Raw genomic sequence first — 20,070 nt, forward strand, 5'->3', positions numbered from 1 at the left:
GCGCTAGCCCCGCTCGCGATAGAATTGCAGCAGCTGCGCGCCTGCCGGAGAAAGCCAGTCGGGCGCACCGGCGATGTAGCCCTCGACGTGACCGCTCGTTCCGACGAGATAGGTGATGGGCATGCCGACGAGGGAGAATATCGCGGTCGATGCTTCTGCCGCTGCGCCATAGGCGTCGACATAGCAAGCGAGGTTCTGCACGGCGAGGCCGCTGAGAAACGTGCGGATCTTGCGCAGGTCTTTGGTATCCGTGCAGATCGCGACAACATCGAGCCGGTCCGACCGTGATCCCGCGAGACTTGCGAGCACAGGCAGATCGAGCCGGCAGGCCGCGCACCAGGTGGCCCAGAAATTGACGAGGGTGATGCGGCCCGGCTTCGCGCTCAACGCGACCTCCTTCCCGCCAATGTCTTGAAGCCTGAGCATTGGCATCGACGCGCGCGGCCGCACCAGCGTGAACTGACTGCGGCCGGCCTCGAACACCGGCGGCCAGTCTTCCTGCGCATGGGCCGCGCGGAAGGAGGCAACAAGCGCCGGCGCGGCCATCATGATCGATCGCCGCGACGGCAATGGACCGCTTTCGCGCGCGGTCTCACGCATGAATGTAGGCCCAGCCCTTGAGTTGCAGATCGACCACGCGGCCGATGCCGAACGGCACGAGGCTGGCACCTGCTATCAGCGGAATCGGGACCTGCTCCTTGGCTTCGGCGATCGCTTTTGACGATGCGCACATGCTGTAGGCGAGGTTGGGCAGCGACTGCCGCAGCGCCGCGAGCGGCTCGACCAGCGGACTCCTGTCCGCCCGAAAGACGTCGATGCCCTTACCATTGGCGACGACCTCGATCAGCAATCGCGCGCCCCCGTCCGCAAAGTGCTTCGAGAGGTTGGCCGAGTAGCTGATCGCGTGTCCCATGACATAGGGCTCGTTGCTGTCGATCAGGATCACGACGCCGTCGGCGAGACGATCCTCCTTGGCCGCGGCGGTGCCGCCGGCCGTGAGGATCGCGGTGCCGGCGAGCAGGCCCCTGCGGGACCATCCGTTGGCAGAAATCATGGCTGCGGCGTTCAGCTGTTCAGAACTGACGCGGCGCGATCGGCGCCTTGCGGTCGCGCCCCCACAACACGAACAGGCTGAGCGCGAGCAGAACGACGTTGAGCGGCGTGACCGGCGCCTCGCCGCGCGAGATGTGGAAGACGAGCGCCAACACCTGCAACATGGAGCAGCCCAGTGCAGCCAACACCGTCAGCCGGGGCAGGACCCGCGTCAGCGCCGGCAGCAGGATGCCGATTCCGCCGGCGAGATCGACCAGCCCGATGAACCGGACGAACGTTGCGGAATACTGGCCGGCCCAGGGCATCATCGCGGCAAGCTCTGGAATCGGCGTCAGCAGCTTGACCAGCCCGGCCGCGGTGAAAACGAAAAAGAGCAGGGCCTGTGCGACCCAAAGGCCGATACGAATGGCGCGGCCGGGGGAGGCAGTCTCGAAGGCGGTGGTGGACACGGGTGGTTCTCCAAAAAAGGTGACGGTCGCCACCATTTGATAGTTTCCTCATATTTGATCATTATGCGTCCCGGGATTAGTTCATTTCCTGGGTGTTGATGATTTCATGGATTCCTTAGTCAGCATGAGGGTGTTCTGCCTTGTGGCCGAGCTGAAGAGCTTCGCGACCGCGGCGCAACGCCTGCGCATCTCGCCCGCGATGGCAAGCAAGCATGTGATGCAGCTCGAGAAGCGGCTAGGCACGCGACTGCTCAACCGCACCAGTCGGCGCGTCAGCCTGAGCGAAAGCGGAGCGCTCTATTTCGAGCAGGCGCGGCAGATGCTCGACTCCCTCGATGAGGTCGAAGCCGCCGTCAGCAAAGCGACGGTCGTTCCGCGCGGCACGCTGCGGCTGACCGCGCCGGTGTGGATGGCGAACGCCCTATTCGCGGGAATTTTGGCCGGCTATCAAAGCCGCTATCCCGAAGTGCGCCTCGACGTCGATCTCAGCGGGCGGATGGTCAATCTGGTCGAGGAGGGATTCGATCTCGCACTTCGCGCGACCGCCGCGCCCGACGAGGCGCTGATCGCGCGGCCCATCACCAAGGTTGCGTTCCTTATGGTCGGCGCGCCCGCTTATCTCGATCGCGCAGGGCGCCCGACCAAACTTGCCGATCTCGCCGGCCAGGCGATGCTGCACTACGCGCTGTACCCGGGTGAAAGCTTCTCCTTCGAGGGCGAGCACGGCACCGAGACCGTCAAGCTCAATCCGGTGCTGCGCAGTGGCAATGAAACGCTGCTGCACATGGCGGCGCTCGAAGGCATGGGCCTCGCCTTCCTGCCGAAATGGCTGGTCGCGGAGGATATCACCGCCGGCCGCCTCGAGCACGTCATGCCCGGGCAGGTCCTTTTTGAGGGGAAGCTGTTCGCGGTCTATCCCAGCCGCAAATACCTCTCCGCCAAGGTCCGGACGTTCATCGATTTCGTCGCGGCCGACAAGCGGATGAGATAGCCGGCTAAGCGAGCTGATTAGAGCGACCTCGCGATCAACAGCTTCATGATCTCGTTCGTGCCGCCATAGATCTTCTGGATGCGGGAATCGATGAAGATGCGCGAGATCGGATATTCCTGCATGTAGCCGTAGCCGCCGAACAGCTGGAGGCATTCGTCGGCGGTCTCGACCTGCTTCTCCGAGCACCAGTATTTCGCCATCGACGCCGTGACGGTGTCGAGGTCCTTGGCGACCAGCCGCTCGACGCACCAGTCAACGAAGACGCGGGCGATCATCGCTTCGGTCTTGCGCTCGGCGAGTTTGAAGGCGGTGTTCTGGAAATCCATCAGCGGCTTGCCGAACGCTTTCCGCTCCTTGGTGTAGTCGACGGTGAGTTTTATGGCGCGCTCCATCGCGGCGACCGCGCCGACCGCGAGCGCGAGGCGCTCCTGCGGCAATTGCTGCATCAGCTGCACGAAGCCCTGGCCTTCTTCGCCGCCGAGCAAATTGTCCGGCGGGACCGTGACGTTGTCGAAGAACAGCTCTGAGGTGTCGGAAGCATGCAGGCCGATCTTGTCGAGGTTGCGCCCGCGCTTGTATCCATCCGCGCCTGATGTTTCGACCACGATCAGCGAAATGCCCTTGGCGCCGTCATCGCCGGTGCGCGCGACCACGATGACGAGATCGGCGGCCTGGCCGTTGGTGATGAAAGTCTTCTGTCCGTTGATGACGTAGGAATTGCCCTGCTTCCTGGCGGTGGTCTTGACGGCCTGCAAATCCGAGCCGGTGCCGGGCTCGGTCATGGCGATGGCGCCGACCATCTCGCCCGAGGCCATCTTCGGCAGCCAGCGCTTCTTCTGCTCCTCGGAGCCGTAATTGAGGATGTAGTGCGCGACGATGGCGCTGTGCACGGAGACGCCGGTCGTCAGCTCCGGCACCGTGCTTTCGAGGTCGTCGAGTACGGCGGCATCATAGGCGAAGGTCGCGCCGAGGCCGCCATATTCCTCCGGCACGCTTGCCAGCAGCGCGCCCATCTCACCGAGCCCGCGCCAGGCGAAGCGGTCGACCATCTTCTGCTCGCGCCATTTTTCGGCATGCGGGGCCAGATCCTTGGCAAGATACTTCCGGAACTGATCGCGGAAGATTTCGAGCTCTTCGGTCATCCAGGAGGAGCGGTAGGACATGGTCACCTCGGTCAATGCGGCTTGCCGGCTTGGTAGGCCAGCCTTCGGCGGCAATTATTGTGTTTTCAGGCTGCGCCGGTGACGCTACCAAGGCGACCGGAAACGCGTCTTTCGGGATGGTTGATTGTGGCTGTCAAAACTCAAGAGCTCAAGCTCGACATCGCGCGCATCGGCACGGTGTCAGCGATCCTGACGCAGCCGGACAAGGCGCGCGCCTGCTACGTTCTGGCGCATGGTGCCGGTGCAGGGATGCGGCACGCATCGATGGACAAGATTGCGGAGGGGCTCGCGAACCGCGGCATCGCGACGTTCCGCTTCAATTTTCCCTACATGGAAAACAAACAGGGCCGTCCCGACCAGCCGGTGGTCGCCCATGCCACGATCCGCGCGGCAGTCGAGGAAGCCGCGCGGCTCTGCCCCGGTGTGATGCTCGTTGCGGGCGGAAAATCCTTCGGCGGGCGCATGACGTCGCAGGCGCAGTCGAAGACGCCGCTGCCTGATGTCAAAGGGCTCGCCTTCCTTGGCTTTCCCCTGCACGCCGACAAGAAGCCATCGACCGAGCGTGCCGAGCACCTTGCCCGTATCGAGATCCCGATGCTGTTCCTGCAAGGCACCCGCGATGGGCTCGCCGATCTCGGCCTCCTCAAGCCCGTCATCGCCGCTCTTGCCCCGAAGGCGACGCTGCACGAGATCGAGGGCGGCGATCACTCCTTCGCGGTGCTGAAAAAGTCCGGTCGCAGCAACGAAGAGGCGCTTGCGGAGGTGCTCGACACGCTCGCGGACTGGATCGACAAGCTCGCCTGAAATCTCACGCCGAATATAGCCCCTTGTCGCGCGCCTTCTGGATCGCGAGCGCGGCAATGAGATCGAGGGTCGGCGTCGACAGGCCGGCGGTGCGCGCGAAGGCTTGGGGCGCCTTCACCAGGACGTCGATCTCCATGGCGCGGCCGAGCTCGTAGTCCTGCAGCAGCGACGGCTTGTGATTGGGCGCGGGACCACTGCGGCTCACGCGCTTGACCTCGGGGATGAAGTGCTGGGCGATCTCGTTGGCCTCGTTCAGCATCCGCGGGATGACCTCGGCGAACGCAGGATCGTCGCGCACGCCGCGCGCGGTCTGGCCGGTGAGCAGGCACAGCACCGACAACGACATGTTGGTCAGCAGCTTTGACCAGATCGCCTCGCGGATCTCGGCGACCGGTGGCGATTCCAGCCGCGCGTCCGTGAAGACACCGCGGAGCGTCGTGATGCGCTGGCAATTGCGGTCGTCGCATTCGCCGATCAGCAGGCGGTTGCGGTCCGGCGTCAGGTTCTGCACCACGCCAGGCGCGATTACCTCGTTGGAGGAGAAGACCACGCCGCCGACGATCCGCTCTTTCGGGATGCAGGCGCGCAAGCGCCCGCCCGGGTCGAGGAAGGAGATGTCCGGCGGGGTCGGGTGCCGCGGCGGCAGGCCGATCCCGTACCACCAGGGAATGCCGTTCTGCGCGAACACAATCGCGGTGTCGTCCTGCAGCAGCGGCTTGAGGCTGGAGACCAGCCCGGTCAACGCGGTTGCCTTCAAGGTGCTGATCACGACGTCCTGGGGGCCGAGTTGGGCCGGATCGCCCGAGGCGTTCACCTTGGCGGAGACCTCGGAATCGCCGACGCGCAGCTTGAGGCCGTTGGCCCGGACCGCCTCCAGGTGCGCGCCGCGCATTACGCACGAGACCTCGTGGCCGGCGCGGGCCAGCCTGACCGCGAGATGGCTGCCGACGGCGCCCGCGCCGAAAATGCAGATGCGCATGTGATGTCCGTCCCTGATCCCTTGATGCCGCCCCGCGACAGCATGACACAAGCCGCCATGCGATGGACGCGGCTGCCCTACGCTCGAAAGATATGGATCAAGGTGCGGTGCCTCGGCCATAGTACGCGCCAAACAAACGAGCGGAGGAACACCGATGACCGACAGCCCCGTCCTGTGGACCCTGGATGCGCGTGGGGTTGCGACCGTCACGTTGAATCGGCCCGAAGTGAACAATGCCTATGACGGTGCATTGATCGCGGGCGTGCTCGCGGCCATGGACGATCTCGGCAGCAAGCCCAACCTTCGCGTGGTCGTGCTCAAGGGCAACGGCAAGCATTTCCAGGCCGGCGCCGACCTCAAATGGATCAACGGCGTGCGGCCGCAATCGACTGATGCGAATGAGGCCGCGTCGCGTGCGACGTTCGAGGCCGTGCAGCGGCTCAACACGCTGGCGATCCCGACGGTCGCGCTGGTGCAGGGCGGCTGCTTTGGCGGCGGCACCGGCGTGATCGCAGCCTGCGACGTCGTGATCGCGGCCGACAACGCCCTGTTCTCGATCACCGAAGTGCGCTGGGGCCTCACGGCGGCGATCATCATCCCGCAGCTCTGCGATGCCATTGGTGTACGGCAAGTCCGCCGCTACGCGCTGACCGGTGAACGTTTCGGCGCCGAGGACGCCCGCCGCATCGGCCTCGTCCACGAGGTGGTGCCGCTCGCCGAGCTGGAAGCCGCCAGCGCGAAGGTGGTCGAGCAGTTGCTTGCCAACGGACCTGAAGCGATGGCCGAGACCAAGCGGCTGGCACTGGAGAGCTCGTTCGGCGGAATGGCGGTGGACGATGCCGCCTACGAGCGGCTCGTGCACCTGCATTCGGTCAAGCGCCAGAGTGCGGAAGCCGCGGAGGGGCTGGCGTCGTTCGCGGAGAAGCGCGCGGCGAATTGGAGTGGCGGCAAGGCCTGAGCGCGCCGCTCAGCAGCAACCCGATACGATCTGCATCGTGCACCTTCCCCAAATCCTGCACGCGGGATCGATTCGAATCCCCGTAATTCCGCGGGGCCATCCTTAAGAGTTCAATCATTCCCGACCATTATGGTTACGACAATTGTCACGCCATGGTGTCGGATGCACAGAGAAGTTCTGGGATTTTGGAAGGCCGGATCGATCGTCGCGGCGGCAACGCTGCTGGTCCTGCATCCGGTTGCCGCTTCACCTCGACTGGTCTCTCTGGCGTTCAATTCCCAGCTGGGGAGCCCGCAGCAGATCGGGGCGGATGAGTTTCGCCAGAAGCTGGTGGCATTGCCCGGCAAGCCCATCGTGATCGACCAGCGCGCCACCAATGCAGTCGGTAGCGAGAACGCCATTCTCGCCGCGACGCAGGCCGGCGCCGTCGATATGGCGGTGCTGTCGGGTTCGGTGGTCAGTGCGGTCGTCCCCGAACTCGGCGTGTTCGACATTCCCTTCCTGTTTCGCGATACGGCTCACGCCAAAGCCGTGGCGCAAGGTCCGGCAGGCGCCGCAATCGCCGCCAAATTCGGCGATAAGGGGCTGACCTTGCTGGCGATTGGCCGACAGGGCTTCCGCAACGTCACGAATTCCAAGCGGCCCGTTCGCAGCCCCGACGATATCAAGGGTCTGAAGATTCGTGTGATCCCGAACCCGATCTATCAGATGACGTTCAAGGCGCTCGGTGCCGAAGTGGTCCCGATGGAATTTCCGCTGGTCTATACCGCGCTCAAGGACGGCCGGCTCGATGGGCAGGAAAATCCCGTGCCGACCATTGCCGGCTCCCGCCTCTATGAAGTCCAGAAATACCTCACATTGACCGGCCACTTCTTCGCGCCGATCGTGTTCATCGCCAACCGTGCCATGTTCGAGCAGCTCACTCCGGCCGACCAGGCAACACTGATCGCGCAGGCAAAAGCGGGGGCGGAGGCGACATGGCAGGCGAAGCTCGATGCCGCGGCGCTCGAGCAGGTGCGCAGCGGCGGCATGGACGTGATCGAGAAATTCGATCGCCAACCCTTCGTCGACGCGGTCAAGCCGCTCGATCAGGAATTCGAGAAGCGGTTCGGCAAGGATCTGCTCGCCACCATCCGGTCCACCCAGTAAGAATTTCGGGATTCCCATGAAATTATCGCACATGATGTCCCGGGTCGGTGTCCGTCCGCGCGTGTTCGGCGGTTTCGCGCTGGTTCTCAGCTTTCTGGTCCTGCTCGCGGGCTTCGCCGTGGTTCAGGTCGAGCGGATCGGCGGAACGGTCAATGACCTCGTGACCAGCGCGGCTGGCGACGCCGGCATGTCGCAGGCGCGTGCCGCGCTCTTGGAAGCGAACTCGGCGGTCGAGAAATTCATCCGGACCTGGAATGTCGGCGACAAGGATGCCGCAGCCAAGGCGATCGACGGCGTGGGCAAACTGGCCGATCAGGCCGATCGGCAATTCGGCAAACTGCAAGCGATCGCGGAAGGCATCGGCCCGGTCAAGACGGCGCTGGAAACCTATCGTGCGTCGTTCACCGCGGCGGCGGATGCCGCGGATCGGCTGCGCGCCGCCACCACGAAGACCGACGCCCAGGGCGCGGCCGCCGGCCTCAATGTCGGCGGCATTCAGGTTGCGCTTGCCAATCGCCCGGAAGATGCGGAACGACTTGTCAACCCGATGCGCCTGGCCGGCGTCGTCGACGCGCTGCGCGTCACCGTGATGCGCTATGGATCCACTTTGTCGACGGGCGATGCCGACGACGCCAGGCAGGCGTTGTCCTACGCCCAATTGGCGATCGCAGACACCGAGGCTGAGCTGGCGACGGTGGACGCCCCCAAATTGAAGACGCTGGTCGCAGCACTCAAGACCGCGATCGCCGCCGACACGACGGCGCTCGAAGAGGTCATCAAGGTCGCCGCCGATCTGCGCGCCAGGCAGGCCGAATTGAAGAAGGCGAGTGCGGCGATCGACGATCAAGTCAACAAGATCAATGCGAAGCTCGGCACCGTGCGCGCCGAGCAGGGCGACAAGACCTCGGCAGCGGTCGATCAAACCAAACGGACCGTCATCGCGACCGCGGCCGGCGCGCTGCTGCTGGGAGCGGTGCTCGCATGGCTTATCGGAGCCAGCGTATCCGGCCCGATTCGCGGCATGACGGACCGGATGCAATCGCTGGCGGCGGGCGAGCTCGATGAGCCCATTCCCGGCGGCGAATCGCGCGACGAAATCGGCCGCATGGCGCGTGCCGTCGAGGTGTTCCGCGAAAATGCACTGGCGGTTCGTCGCATGGAAGGCGAGGCCACGGCACAGCGCGAAGCCACCGAGGCCGACCGTGCCCGCATGATGTCTGATCTTGCCGGCCGCTTCGAGCAGGGCATGCAGGGGGTGATTGCCGGTGTCGGTGGCCGGGCCGACGACATGGGGCGTAGCGCCGAGGAGTTGGCAAAGGTCGCCGAGCGCGGTCGCGGGCTCGCCGAAGCGGTCGCGACCCGCGCCGAGCAGGCATCGATGAACGTGCAGACCGTCGCCTCCGCCACCCAGCAGCTCGCGGCCTCGATCCGCGAAATCTCGAGCCAGGTGCACCGCTCCGTCGCGGTCTCGAACCGGGCGACCGACGAGACCAACCGAACCTCCGATTTGATCCATGGGTTGTCGGATGCGGCTGAAAAGATCGGTACCATCATTCAATTGATTCAGGCCATCGCCAGCCAGACCAATCTACTGGCGCTGAACGCGACCATCGAAGCGGCGCGCGCCGGCGACGCCGGCCGGGGCTTCGCGATCGTCGCCAGCGAGGTCAAGAGTCTCGCGACCCAGACAGCGCAGGCGACCGAGCAGATCGCCAGCCAGATTGCGACGATCCAGAGCGCGACCGGCCAATCGGTCGAGGCGATCAAGCAGTTCGGCACCACCGTCAAGGAAATGGCCGACATCGCCACCGCGATCGCCGCGGCGGTCGAAGAGCAGGGCGCGGCAACGGGCGAAATCGCGCGCAACGTCGAAGAGGCGGCCAACGGCACCACGGCGGTGACGCAGGAAATCGGTCAGGTGCGCGCGGTGGCGGGCGAGACCGACGCCGGTGCCGAAGCCGCTCTTACGGTCGCAGCGGCCCTGAAGCAGCAGGCGGATTCAATGAAGTCGAACGTCGACGACTTCCTCCACACCATCCGCTCGGCGGCCTGAATTCCCGAGAAACCGGCGATGCCGCGGGTGCCAACGAAACGGGCCTCACAGCACCGGCAACAGCGAGCTCTTCAATTCGCGCAATAACGCCTGAACCGCTGCAGCCTGGACCCGTCGCTCTGGAATGGTTGCCTTCACCCATAAATCCGGGATTGGAAAATCCGGCAACACGACCTGCAACGTGCCTTGACGTAGGGCCTCTTCCGCAAGGTAGTGCGAGATGAAGGCGATGCCGTTGCCGGCGATCGCGCTTTTCACGAGCACGTGGCCCTCGTTCGAACTCAACAGCGGCCGGACCTGAACCGTGATACGGTCGCGCGGCCCGTCGAACACCCAGTCCGGACCGGTGGGAAGAAAACTCAGGCAACGATGATCGACCAGATCGCGCGGATGTCGCGGCACGCCGTGCGCCCTGAGATAGGCCGGCGACGCGCACAACAAGCGCTTCAATCGGCATAGGGGCTCGTCGACCACACCGCCGAACGAATGCGGAAACGCGCCGATGGCGATATCGAAGCCTTCGGTCACCGGATCGACGGGACGGTCGATCAAGACGATTTCGAGTTTCAGCTTCGGGTTTTGGGTCTGGAAGGTGCTGAACACATCGGCAAGCCGGGCGATGGTCAGCGATGTCGGTGCCTTGATACGCAAATGATCGATAAGATCATGGCCTTTCTCGCCCATGCGCGACAGGAGATCGCCGACATCGGCGACCACGCTCCGCGCCCTCTGGACATATTCCTGGCCGGCCGCGGTCAGCCGCAATTGCCGCGTCGAGCGATGAAATAGCGGCGTGCCGATCCGCGTCTCCAATTGGGTGACCCGCTTTGCGACCACCGAAGTTGCGACATTGAGTTTTCTCGCCGCGGCGGAAAATCCGGCGGCGTCTGCGGTGGCGAGGAACGCCTGAAGGTTTACCAGGATGTCCATTTTCGGCCTTTCGCGATTCGAGAAAGGTGATCGCTTATTTTGGTAGATTGTAGCCCCACTTGCGTTAATTCATAGTCCGCCCAAGCAAGAGATTTTCAGGGACGGGACGCGCCATGCAGGCCACCACGATCGAAGAACCGGCGCGCCAGGTGCCGCTCTACGGCGAATATGAAGTCGTGGTGCTCGGCGGCGGTCCGGCCGGCATCGTCGCGGCGGCCTCAAGTGCACGCGCGGGACGGAAGACGCTCTTGATCGAGCGCTACGGCTTTCTCGGTGGCATGGGCACCGCTGCCGGCGTCACCAATTTCTGCGGCCTGCATGGGAATGTCTACGGCGAGGCCCACCGGCTGGTGCAGGGCATGGCGTCCGAGCTGCTGGCGCGGATCGATCATTTGAACGGCCTCAACGCGCCGCATCTGATCCTCGGCAAGGTCTTCGCCCAGGCCTACGACACCGCCGCCTACAAGATCGCGGCCGACCAGCTGCTCGCCAGTCACAAGGTGCACATCCTCTTCCACGCGCTCGGCGCCGGCGTCGTGATGGGCGATAACAGCCGCATCGATGCGCTGATGGTCGAGACCAAGGCGGGCCGGCAGGCGGTGCGGTCGGAGATCTTCATCGATTGCTCCGGCGACGGCGATCTTGCGGTGTGGGCCGGCGCGCCGTTCGAATTCGGCGACGAGCACGGTCATCCGATGTATCCCTCGATGATGCTCCGTCTCAACGGCATCGATCCCGCGAAGGCGGGCGATGCCTGGCGCACCATCCCGCAATTGATGGAGCAGGCCACCGCCGCCGGCACCCACACATTCCCGCGCAAGAGCGCGATCGTGCGGCCGCAAAAGTCCGGCATCGAATGGCGGGTGAATTTTACGCAAGTGGCGCGCGAGGACGGCCATGCCATCAACGGCATCGTGCCCGACGATCTCACCCGCGGCGAGATCGAGGGCCGCAAGCAGGCGCTCGCCGCGTTCGAATTCCTGCGCACCGTGCCGGGCTTTGAAAAATCCTACATCGTCGACCTGCCGCCGCAGCTCGGCATCCGCGAAACCCGCCGCATCAATGGCGGCTATCAGCTCAGCGGCGAGGACGTGCTCGGTTGCGCCTCGTTCGAGGATTCCATCGGGGTCAATGGCTGGCCGATCGAGGCCCATGTCCCCGGCGACGTCGTCTTCACCTTCCCGCCGATCCCGGAATCGCGCGGCTATAACGAGCTGCCTTACCGGATGCTGGTGCCCGAAGGCGTCGACAATCTGCTGGTCGCCGGCCGCTGCGCCTCGATGACCCATGAGGGCCAATCGGCGGCCCGGGTCTCCGGTGCCTGTTTCGTGATGGGGGAGGCCGCCGGTTCCGCCGCCGCGCTGGCGCTCTCCGGAAACCGGATCCCGCGTGACATCCCGGTTGAAAAGCTGCAGGAAACGTTGAAACAACAGGGCGCCTTCATCGGACGGGACCAGCCCGTGCCCGAGGGCCTGTAACCGACTGCAAGATAACGACGGCGAGGAAACGAAATGACCGGGATTGTGCGGCTCGCGCTAGCTAGCCTGATGGCGATCACAGCGATGGGCACGGCCCGAGCCGAGGACGCGCTGAAGGCCAGGATCGGCGTGCTCAGGCTGTCCTCCTCCGCGCCCGTCTTCATCGCGCAGGACAAGGGCTATTTCCGCGAGGCCGGCCTCGACGTCGAGCTGAAATTCTTCGATGCGGCGCAGCCGATCGCGGTGGCCACCACATCCGGCGATATCGATTTCGGCGTCACCGCCTTCACCGCCGGTCTTTACAATCTCGCCGGCAAGGGCGTGCTCAAGGTGATCGGCGGCATGAGCCGCGAGAAGGCCGGCTATCCCCTGATCGGCTATTTCGCCAGCAACAACGCCTATGCGAGCGGTCTGAAGACGCCGAAGGACCTCGCGGGCAAGCGCGTGGCGATGACGCAGGTTGGCTCGTCCTTTCACTATTCGCTCGGCCTGCTTGCCGACAAATACGGCTTCAAGCTTGCCGACGTGAAGATCGTGCCGCTGCAATCGCTGTCGAATGCCGCGGCCGCGCTGAAGGGCGAGACCGTGGATGCAGCGCTGCTGCCGATCTCCACGGCGCGAAAGCTGATGGACGACGGCGGTGCGAAGTTTCTCGGCTGGGTCGGCGACGAGACACCCTGGCAACTGGGCGCGGTGTTCGCTTCGCCGAAGACGCTGACTAACAAGGTGCTGGTGACGAAGCTGCTCAGCGCTTTGGCAAAAGCCGACCGCGAATATCACGACGTCATCCTTGCCGCGATGAAGGACGGTGTCGCCCCGATCAACGACAAGACAAAGCCACTGCTGGAGATCATCGCAAAATATACCAATTTGCCGGTGGAGCAGGTGGTCGGCAATTGCGCCTATATCGATCCCGACGGCAAGCTGGATGTGAAAAACGTCGACAACCAGATCAAATGGCTCCAGGAGCAGGGTTTTGCCGACAAGGGCTTCGACGCGAACGCGATCATCGCAAAGGACTTTGTGAAGGCGGATTGAGAGTAGAACGCAACGCATGGACCTGATCGCCAACCACATCACCCATCGCTTCGGCGAGCTCGCCGTGCTCGACGACGTCTCGTTCACGGTCAGCGCGGGCGAGGTGGTGGCGATCGTGGGGCCGTCGGGCTGCGGGAAGAGCACGCTGCTGTCGATCCTTGGTGGGCTGTTGCTGCCGACCTCCGGCGCGCCCGAGCTGCGTGGATCGCCGCCGGCGGACAGTCTCAATCCGCTCACCTTCGTGTTCCAGGACTTTGGGCTGCTGCCCTGGGCCAATGTGGAGGAGAACGTCGAATTCCCGCTGCTGCACACCCAGCTCTCGCCCGTGCAGCGCCGCGCGCTGGTCGACGACGCCTTGCGCCGCACGGGCTTGACCGATTTTCGTAAAACCTATCCAAAGCAGCTGTCCGGCGGCATGCGCCAGCGCGTCGGCATTTCGCGCGCGCTTGGGGTCAGGCCGGCCATTCTCCTGATGGACGAGCCGTTGTCGGCGCTGGATTCGCAGACCCGCGAACTGCTGATGGAGGATTTCGTCCGGCTGCTCGCCGATGGCGGCATGGGCGCGGTCTATGTCACCCACAATCTCGAAGAGGCGGCGCGGCTTGCCGACCGCATCGTGGTGCTGTCGCGGCGTCCTGGCCGCATTCGGGAGGTCGTCAGCGTGCCGATGACGCGCACCGAGCGCGGTGACATTGCAGCCCGTGAAAAGCTGCTCGCGCTTCAGAACCAGATCTGGTCGCTGATCCGCAACGAGGCGATCGATGCCGAGCGCGAGGTTCAGCATGCTTGATCGCGCTCCGGCGGGACCATCTGCGAAGGATGAAGCGGTCCGACGCGTCCGCTTTCGCGGCGCCGGCTTCGTGCCGGCGAGCAGCCGTTTCGGCGGCTGGATCGCGCTCGCGCTGGTCATTGCGATCTGGCAGGCGGCCGGCAGCACCGGCCTCGTCAATCCGCTGTTCCTGCCGCCGCCATCGGCGATCGCGCGTGCAATTTACCAGCTCGCGATCTCGGGTGCGCTGTGGCAGCACCTTTCCGCGTCGCTCCTGCGCATCGGTGTCGGCTGGCTGCTCGGCACGGCGGCCGGTGTCGCGGTTGGCTTTGCCATCGGCCTCTCGCGGCTGGCGCGCAGCGTCGGCATCACCTTCATCTCGGCGCTGTTCCCGATCCCGAAGATCGCGCTGCTGCCGCTGTTGATCCTCTGGCTCGGCATCGGTGAAGAGCCGAAGATCGCGACCATCGCGCTCGGGGTGTTCTTCTCGACCGCGATCTCGGTCTATAGCGGCGTCGACGCGGTGCCGCGCAACCTGATCCGCATGGCGCAGAGCTTCAACGTGCCGTTCGCCACCATCGTGCGCAAGGTGGTCTGGCCGGGCGCGCTGCCCGCGATCCTCGCCGGCTTCCGCATCACGTCGTCGGTGGCGCTGCTGCTCGTCGTCAGCGCCGAGATGATCGGCGCGCAGTACGGCATCGGCGCGTTCGTGCTTCAGGCCGGCAATTTGATGCAGACGGATCAGCTGCTCGCGGGCGTGGTGATTTTATCGGTGTTTGGGTTGATCGTGGGGCGGGTGATCAACTGGCTGGAGATACGGCTCTTGCACTGGCGATAGCCGCAGTCACTGCAGCCGTAGGGTGGGTTAGCGAAGCGTAACCCACCACCTTGTGTCGCCGTGGAGAAACCGATGGTGGATTACGCCTTCGGCTAATCCACCCTACGACATTCACGCGTTCCCGCGATCCTCCCGGAACAAATCCAGCTTCTGCTGCACGGGGCGATCCGAGAAGCTGAACAGCACCGCATCCATGTCGGCCTCGTGCGTGACCCATTGCCAGCTCGGCACCACGAACAAATCGCGCGGGCCCCATTCGAAGGTCGAGTCCCCGATGCGGGTACGGCCGTGGCCTTCGATCGGACAGAACACCGTTGCGTCCGTCGAACGATAGCGCGCGGTCTTGAAGCCCTTCGGCAGCAACTGGATGAACGTGCCGATGGTCGGCATCGCGAAGTCGCCGGTCTCGGGGTTGCTGAATTTCAGCTTCAGCCCGTGACAGGCGTCCCACTCCTGGCTCGTGCGGGCTTTCTCCAGTGCCTCGCGCGTGTAGGCATAGGGATAGCTGAAGATCGGCGACGTCTTCGAGCTCCGCTTCACGTCGACCGGCAGTAAATTGTGGCCGTAGCGCGCAAAACTGTCGCCGGCGGGCCTTGTGATCTTCTGCTGGTCCTCGTTGGAGCCTTCCGCGAAAGAGCAGTCGAAGAACTGCACCAGCGGAATGTCGAGACCGTCGAGCCAGAACATCGGCTGGTCGGTCTCGTTGGAATGATCGTGCCAGGTCATCGACGGCGTGATGATGAAGTCGCCGGGCTCCATCGCGGTGCGCTCGCCGTCGACCGCGGTGTGGGCGCCCTTGCCTTCGAGCACGAAGCGCAGCGCCGATTGGCTGTGCCGGTGCGCGGGCGCGACGTCGCCGGGCACCACCATCTGCACGCCGGCATAGAGCGACGTGGTGATTTTCGACTGCCCGCGCAGGCCGGGATTTTCCAGCACCAGCACGCGCCGCTCGGCTTCTTTCGCCGTGATCAGCTTGCCGGCCTCGGTCATGTAGTCGCGGATGATGTCGAACTTCCACAGATGCGGCCGGCAGGCGCTCTTCGGCTCCGGCGTGATCAAATCGCTCATGACCGTCCAGAGCGCGGTGAGGTTCTCGCCGTCGATCTTCTTGTAGAACGCCTCGCGTTCCGGCGTCTTGGTCACGGCTTCCATGGTGCGGCTCCCGTCGTTTTGTTGATTGACAGTATACTTACGATCTAGGTAGCGTCAACGTGCGAACAAGAACGAAACGGGAGGGTTCCGATGAAGCTGCACGGCTATTTCCGCTCCAGCGCCGCCTACCGGGTACGGATCGCACTGAACCTGAAGGGTCTCGGTGCTGAGCACCTGCCGCATCACCTTCGTAAGGGCGAGCAATGCGCGCCGGCCTATCTCGCCATCAATCCGCAGGGCCTGGTGCCCGCGCTCGAGAACGATGCGGGCGCAGTGCTGACCCAGTCGGTCGCCATCATCGAATGGCTCGACGAGACCCATCCCAACCCGCCGCTGTTGCCGGGGGATGCGTTGCAGCGCGCCAAGGTGAGGGCGTTTGCGCTGGCGATCGCCTGCGACACTCACCCCGTACAGAATCTGAAGGTGCTGGCGCGGCTGCGCGAGCTTGGCCTTGCCGAGGAGAAGGTTCAGGACTGGGCGGCCTGGGTCAACCGCGAGGGCCTCGCGGCCTGCGAGACGCTGATCAGGGCCGAGCCGGGCCCGTTCTGCTTCGGGGATGCGCCGACGCTCGCCGATCTCTGCCTGGTGCCGCAGCTCGCCAATGCGCGCCGCTTCGGCGTCGACGTCTCGGCCTATCCGCGCCTGCTTAAGGCGGAAGCCGCGGCCAAGGCGCTGCCGGCGTTCGTCAACGCCGCGCCGGAGAACCAGCCCGATGCCGAGTAAGCCGCCTCCGATCACGATAGACGCAGTCTATGCCGCGCCGGGCTATCTGTTCCGGCGCATGCAGCAGATCGCGGTCTCGATCTTCATGGAGGAGTGCAAGGCGTTCGACCTCACGCCGGTGCAATACGCGGCGCTGATCGCGATCCACACCCACCCCGGCATCGACGCGACGCGACTGTCCGCGGTGATCGCCTTCGACCGCTCCACGCTCGGCAGCGTGATCGAGCGGCTTCAGGCCAAGGATTTCGTCGAGCGCAGGCCGGCGCCGGAAGACAAGCGGATCAAGCTGCTCTATTTGACCAAATCAGGCGCGGCGATCCTGCGTGACATCATTCCCGCCGTCGAACGCGCCCAGATGCGGATGCTGGAGCCGCTCAAGCCGGCGGACCGCAAGGCACTGATGGGGCTCCTGGCGCAGCTCGTCGATCTCAACAACGAGGCGTCGCGGGTGCCGCTCCGGGCGGAGGACGCGCTGGAGCATCTGGGGAAGGCGCCTTAATCCTGGTTGTCATTCCCCGCGAAGGCGGGGAATCCAGTACGCCGCAGCTTCTCTGCATAACTCGCCGTCTCGGAGTACTGGATCGCCCGCCTTCGCGGGCGATGACAGCGGAGGCTCACATCCGCAACAGCGCTTGCCGGTCGATCTTCCCCGTGCCGGTCTTCGGCAGCTCGTCGATGAAGATCACCTCGCGCGGATATTTGTACGGAAGCAGCTTGCCCTTCACGTAATCCTGCAGCCTGCGGGTCGCTTCGCTTTGATCCGCCGCGCGGCTGTTCATCACCACGACCGCCTTCAGCGTCATGCGCCGGTCCGGCAGCTCGGCGGCGAACACCGCGCATTCGCGGATGTCCGGGTGGTCGGCGAGGCACAGCTCGACCTCGAGCGGGTAGACCCACTGGCCGGAGATCTTGATGAGATCGTCGGCGCGGCCGCGGAAGAAGTGAAAGCCGTCGGCATCGCGGACGAAGCGGTCGCCGGTGTAGATCCAGCCGCCTTCGCGGATGGTCTCGGCGGATTTGTCCGGCCGGTTCCAGTATAGCGGCGTGTTGGAATCGCCGCGCACCCACAAGATGCCTTCCTCGTCGTCGGCGACATCGCGGCCGTCCTTGTCGCGCAGCGCGACCTCGTAGCCGGGCACGCGCAGGCCGGCGGCGCCAAGCTTCTTCCGCTCGGGACGGTTGGAGAGATAGATGTGCAGCACCTCGGTCGAGCCGAGGCCTTCGACGATCTCGAGACCGGTGAGCGTCTTCCAGCCGTTGAAGACGTCGGCCGAGAGCACCTCGGCGGCCGAGAGCGCCATGCGCAGCGACGAGAAGTCGGTCTTGTCGGCCCCCTCGGCCTTGGTCAGCGATGTATAGAGCGTCGGCAGGCCGAAGAAGACCGTCGGCTTGTACTGCTCGATCGCCGAAAAGATCGCCGCGGGCTTGGGCTGGCCCGGCAACAGCAGCGTCGTCGCGCCCGCCGAGAACGGGAAGGTGATCGCGTTGCCAAAGCCATAGGCGAAGAAGATTTTCGGCACCGAGAAGCAGATGTCATCCGGCGTCAGCTTCAAGACGTTCTGCGCAAAGGCGGCCTCACTATAGGCCATGTCGTGCTGGAGATGCACGATGCCCTTGGGCCGGCCGGTCGATCCGGACGAGTACATCCAGAACGCCATCTCGTTGCGATGCGTGTCGGCTTCCGCGAGTTCGGCCGGAAATTGCGGAAGCCAGCCGGCGGCAGAGACGGCGTTCGGTGCGGCGTGATCGCCCACCGCGCCATTGACGACGATCAGCGTCTGCAGGCCCGTGTCCTTGCAGGCCTCGGCGTTGAATCGTGCACAGAACTCGGCATCCGCCACCGCAACAGAAGCGCCGGAATCGGCGAGATAGAATTGCAGCAGATCCGGCGGCGTCAGCGTGTTGATGAGCAGCGGCACGAAGCCGGCACGTACCGCGCCGAAGAACGCGGCCGGATGAGCCGGGGTATCGTCGAGGAACAGCAGTACGCGGTCGCCGCGCTTGAGGCCGAGCGAGGCAAAGCCGTTGCCCCAGCGGCAGGCTTCCGCGCAGAGCTCCGCGTAGCTGCGCGTCCCCGCGGGGCCAATGAGTGCGAGCTTGTCGCCGCATCCTCTTGCGAGATTGTCGAATAGAACGCGGCTGGCATTGTAGACCTGCGGAACGGAAAAGCCGATCTCGCGCGCGCCCGCGCAGTCGGCGGGCACCTGATCGTTAATCTGCCCGCTCATGCCTCGTCCCCACCGTTCTTGGCGGCTTCGTAGCGCGCCATGAAGGCCGGCGACATCGCGCGCAGGCGGGAGTCGTCGATGCGGCCCGAACGGGTGATGTAGCTGTAGGCAAAGTCCATCAGGCCCTGCTGCATGTGCTGAGCAAAGTGCTCGTACCAGAAAGCGCTGGTCCGCGCGGCGTTGACGAGCTTCTGCACCACCGGCTTTCGCGCGGCCTGGTAGCGATGCAGGGCAGTGGACAGGTGCGCATCCGATTCCAGCGCCTTGACCAGCGCAATGGCGTCCTCGATCGCGAGCCGCGTGCCCGAGCCGATCGAGAAATGCGCCGAATGCAGCGCGTCGCCGAGCAACACCATGTTCTTGAACGACCAGTGCTCGTTCCAGACCCAGGGGAAGTTGCGCCAGACCGATTTGTTGGAGACCAGCGAGCGGCCGCCAAGCGTGTCGGCGAACACCTCCTCGCAGACACCCTTGGACTGCTCCACGTCCTTGTAGGCGAAACCGTAGGCCTGCCAGGTCGCGTGATCGCATTCGACCAGGAACGTGCTCATGGTCGGTGAGTAGCGGTAGTGGTGGGCGTTGAAGGCGCCGCGGTCGGTCTTCACGAAGGTCTGCGACAGCGTGTCGAAGCGCTTCGAGGTGCCGTACCAGACGAACTTGTTGGAGGAGTAGGACAGCGAGGTGCCGAAATCGCCCTCGAAGGCGCGGCGCACCAGCGAGTTCAGCCCGTCGGCAGCGACGATCAGATCGTGGCCGTTGAGCTGGTCAATCGCATGAATTGGCGTGTCGAAGCGCGGGGTGACGCCGACATCGAGTGCGCGCTGCTGCAGGAACCGCAACAGCTCGAGCCGGCCGATCGAGGAGAAGCCGACGCCGTCGATGGCGACGCTGTCGCCGCTCAGGTTCAGGGTGATGTTCTCCCAGCTCTCCATATGCGGCGCGATCGCGTCGACCGTCTCGGGGTCGTCGGCGCGCAGGAATTCCAGCGCCTGGTCAGAAAACACCACGCCAAAGCCCCAGGTCGCGTCGGCCGGGTTCTGTTCGAACAGGTCGACTTGATCCTCGGGGTGACGCTTCTTCCAGAGATAGGCGAAGTAGAGCCCACCGGGCCCCCCGCCGATCACGGCGATCCGCAACGTCTGTCCTCCCTGATTGACAGTATACTTACTATCTAGGGGTAGACTAATGTGCTCGGGTCGCCCGCGCCAGCGGAATTATCGGCAAGGCGCGCGGCACGCCGAAGCTCACGTCCGGACGCGCGTTTGGCGCGTGTCCGGAGCAGTGACCTTGCGAAGCATAGCCAAACCGTGGCGGC

The 20,070-nt window shown here is 64.7% G+C and carries 20 protein-coding genes; 11 read left to right on the plus strand and 9 right to left on the minus strand.

Features of this window, described 5'->3' with window-relative positions:
* Nucleotides 1-3: 3 nt before the first annotated feature.
* The 3 genes from ABIB80_RS05865 to ABIB80_RS05875 are packed head-to-tail and all read right to left on the minus strand — an operon-like array spanning nt 4 to nt 1,502.
* A complete protein-coding gene (locus ABIB80_RS05865; protein WP_035993963.1) occupies nt 4-600 on the minus strand; it encodes a TlpA family protein disulfide reductase in 597 nt (198 codons plus the stop codon).
* Nucleotides 593-1,054 (minus strand): DsrE family protein, encoded by a 462-nt coding sequence (locus ABIB80_RS05870; RefSeq protein ID WP_007599328.1) that lies wholly within the window; start codon nt 1,052-1,054, stop codon nt 593-595. The genes ABIB80_RS05865 and ABIB80_RS05870 overlap by 8 nt, the downstream gene beginning before the upstream one ends.
* Before the next feature lie 19 nt (nt 1,055-1,073).
* Complete coding sequence (locus ABIB80_RS05875) at nt 1,074-1,502, minus strand: DoxX family protein (protein ID WP_219684571.1); 429 nt, start codon at nt 1,500-1,502, stop codon at nt 1,074-1,076.
* Between the two features lie 106 nt (nt 1,503-1,608).
* Here ABIB80_RS05875 and ABIB80_RS05880 point away from each other — a divergent pair, with 106 nt between their 5' ends.
* Nucleotides 1,609-2,493 (plus strand): LysR family transcriptional regulator, encoded by an 885-nt coding sequence (locus tag ABIB80_RS05880; RefSeq protein ID WP_007599330.1) that lies wholly within the window; start codon nt 1,609-1,611, stop codon nt 2,491-2,493.
* A gap of 17 nt (nt 2,494-2,510) precedes the next feature.
* Here ABIB80_RS05880 and ABIB80_RS05885 read toward each other — a convergent pair whose 3' ends face one another.
* The gene (locus tag ABIB80_RS05885) at nt 2,511-3,656 is read right to left on the minus strand and encodes an acyl-CoA dehydrogenase family protein (protein ID WP_007599331.1); all 1,146 of its coding nucleotides are present in this window, start codon (nt 3,654-3,656) and stop codon (nt 2,511-2,513) included.
* 126 nt (nt 3,657-3,782) lie between these two features.
* Here ABIB80_RS05885 and ABIB80_RS05890 point away from each other — a divergent pair, with 126 nt between their 5' ends.
* Nucleotides 3,783-4,460, plus strand: coding sequence for an alpha/beta hydrolase family protein (locus ABIB80_RS05890; protein ID WP_007599332.1), 678 nt, complete (start codon nt 3,783-3,785; stop codon nt 4,458-4,460).
* 4 nt (nt 4,461-4,464) lie between these two features.
* On the opposite strand, the gene ABIB80_RS05895 is transcribed toward ABIB80_RS05890, so the two are convergent.
* Nucleotides 4,465-5,439: a ketopantoate reductase family protein gene (locus ABIB80_RS05895; RefSeq protein WP_007599333.1), complete on the minus strand. Its 975-nt coding sequence runs from the start codon at nt 5,437-5,439 to the stop codon at nt 4,465-4,467.
* A gap of 154 nt (nt 5,440-5,593) precedes the next feature.
* Between ABIB80_RS05895 and ABIB80_RS05900 the strand changes: the two genes are divergently transcribed.
* The 3 genes from ABIB80_RS05900 (at nt 5,594) to ABIB80_RS05910 (ending at nt 9,599) form a co-directional block, all read left to right on the plus strand.
* Nucleotides 5,594-6,397, plus strand: a complete 804-nt coding sequence (locus ABIB80_RS05900; RefSeq protein WP_007599334.1) for an enoyl-CoA hydratase-related protein — start codon at nt 5,594-5,596, stop codon at nt 6,395-6,397.
* A gap of 162 nt (nt 6,398-6,559) precedes the next feature.
* Nucleotides 6,560-7,546 (plus strand): TRAP transporter substrate-binding protein, encoded by a 987-nt coding sequence (locus ABIB80_RS05905; RefSeq protein ID WP_007599336.1) that lies wholly within the window; start codon nt 6,560-6,562, stop codon nt 7,544-7,546.
* Nucleotides 7,547-7,562: 16 nt separating this feature from the next.
* Nucleotides 7,563-9,599 carry a methyl-accepting chemotaxis protein gene (locus ABIB80_RS05910; RefSeq protein WP_007599343.1) on the plus strand — a complete coding sequence of 679 codons (2,037 nt, stop codon included), beginning with the start codon at nt 7,563-7,565 and terminating at the stop codon, nt 9,597-9,599.
* Nucleotides 9,600-9,644: 45 nt separating this feature from the next.
* Here the strand turns inward: ABIB80_RS05910 and ABIB80_RS05915 are convergent, their stop codons facing one another.
* Entirely contained in the window at nt 9,645-10,529 is an 885-nt protein-coding gene (locus ABIB80_RS05915; protein ID WP_007599344.1) for a LysR family transcriptional regulator, read from the minus strand.
* 113 nt (nt 10,530-10,642) lie between these two features.
* On the opposite strand from ABIB80_RS05915, the gene ABIB80_RS05920 reads away from it, so the two are divergent.
* From ABIB80_RS05920 to ABIB80_RS05935, 4 genes are read left to right on the plus strand one after another with little or no spacing between them, the layout of a single operon-like run.
* Nucleotides 10,643-12,007, plus strand: coding sequence for an FAD-dependent oxidoreductase (locus ABIB80_RS05920; RefSeq protein ID WP_007599345.1), 1,365 nt, complete (start codon nt 10,643-10,645; stop codon nt 12,005-12,007).
* Nucleotides 12,008-12,040: 33 nt separating this feature from the next.
* Nucleotides 12,041-13,045: an ABC transporter substrate-binding protein gene (locus ABIB80_RS05925; protein ID WP_007599346.1), complete on the plus strand. Its 1,005-nt coding sequence runs from the start codon at nt 12,041-12,043 to the stop codon at nt 13,043-13,045.
* Nucleotides 13,046-13,061: 16 nt separating this feature from the next.
* Nucleotides 13,062-13,835, plus strand: a complete 774-nt coding sequence (locus ABIB80_RS05930; RefSeq protein WP_354127135.1) for an ABC transporter ATP-binding protein — start codon at nt 13,062-13,064, stop codon at nt 13,833-13,835.
* Nucleotides 13,828-14,652, plus strand: coding sequence for an ABC transporter permease (locus ABIB80_RS05935; protein WP_007599348.1), 825 nt, complete (start codon nt 13,828-13,830; stop codon nt 14,650-14,652). The genes ABIB80_RS05930 and ABIB80_RS05935 overlap by 8 nt, the downstream gene beginning before the upstream one ends.
* 111 nt (nt 14,653-14,763) lie before the next feature.
* Here ABIB80_RS05935 and gtdA read toward each other — a convergent pair whose 3' ends face one another.
* Nucleotides 14,764-15,804, minus strand: coding sequence for a gentisate 1,2-dioxygenase (gene gtdA, locus ABIB80_RS05940; protein ID WP_007599349.1), 1,041 nt, complete (start codon nt 15,802-15,804; stop codon nt 14,764-14,766).
* 90 nt (nt 15,805-15,894) lie between these two features.
* On the opposite strand from gtdA, the gene maiA reads away from it, so the two are divergent.
* Both maiA and ABIB80_RS05950 read left to right on the plus strand, forming a co-directional pair.
* Nucleotides 15,895-16,527: a maleylacetoacetate isomerase gene (maiA, locus tag ABIB80_RS05945; protein WP_007599350.1), complete on the plus strand. Its 633-nt coding sequence runs from the start codon at nt 15,895-15,897 to the stop codon at nt 16,525-16,527.
* Nucleotides 16,517-17,026 carry a MarR family winged helix-turn-helix transcriptional regulator gene (locus ABIB80_RS05950; RefSeq protein WP_007599351.1) on the plus strand — a complete coding sequence of 170 codons (510 nt, stop codon included), beginning with the start codon at nt 16,517-16,519 and terminating at the stop codon, nt 17,024-17,026. The genes maiA and ABIB80_RS05950 overlap by 11 nt, the downstream gene beginning before the upstream one ends.
* 115 nt (nt 17,027-17,141) lie before the next feature.
* Here ABIB80_RS05950 and ABIB80_RS05955 read toward each other — a convergent pair whose 3' ends face one another.
* Together ABIB80_RS05955 and ABIB80_RS05960 are read right to left on the minus strand one after the other, a co-directional pair.
* A complete protein-coding gene (locus tag ABIB80_RS05955; protein ID WP_007599352.1) occupies nt 17,142-18,755 on the minus strand; it encodes a benzoate-CoA ligase family protein in 1,614 nt (537 codons plus the stop codon).
* Nucleotides 18,752-19,891, minus strand: a complete 1,140-nt coding sequence (locus ABIB80_RS05960) for an FAD-dependent monooxygenase (protein WP_007599353.1) — start codon at nt 19,889-19,891, stop codon at nt 18,752-18,754. Before ABIB80_RS05960 ends, ABIB80_RS05955 begins: the two co-directional genes overlap by 4 nt.
* Between the last annotated feature and the right edge of the window lie 179 nt (nt 19,892-20,070).

This window comes from Bradyrhizobium sp. i1.15.2, from assembly GCF_040548425.1.
In the GTDB taxonomy this organism is placed as follows: domain Bacteria; phylum Pseudomonadota; class Alphaproteobacteria; order Rhizobiales; family Xanthobacteraceae; genus Bradyrhizobium; species Bradyrhizobium canariense.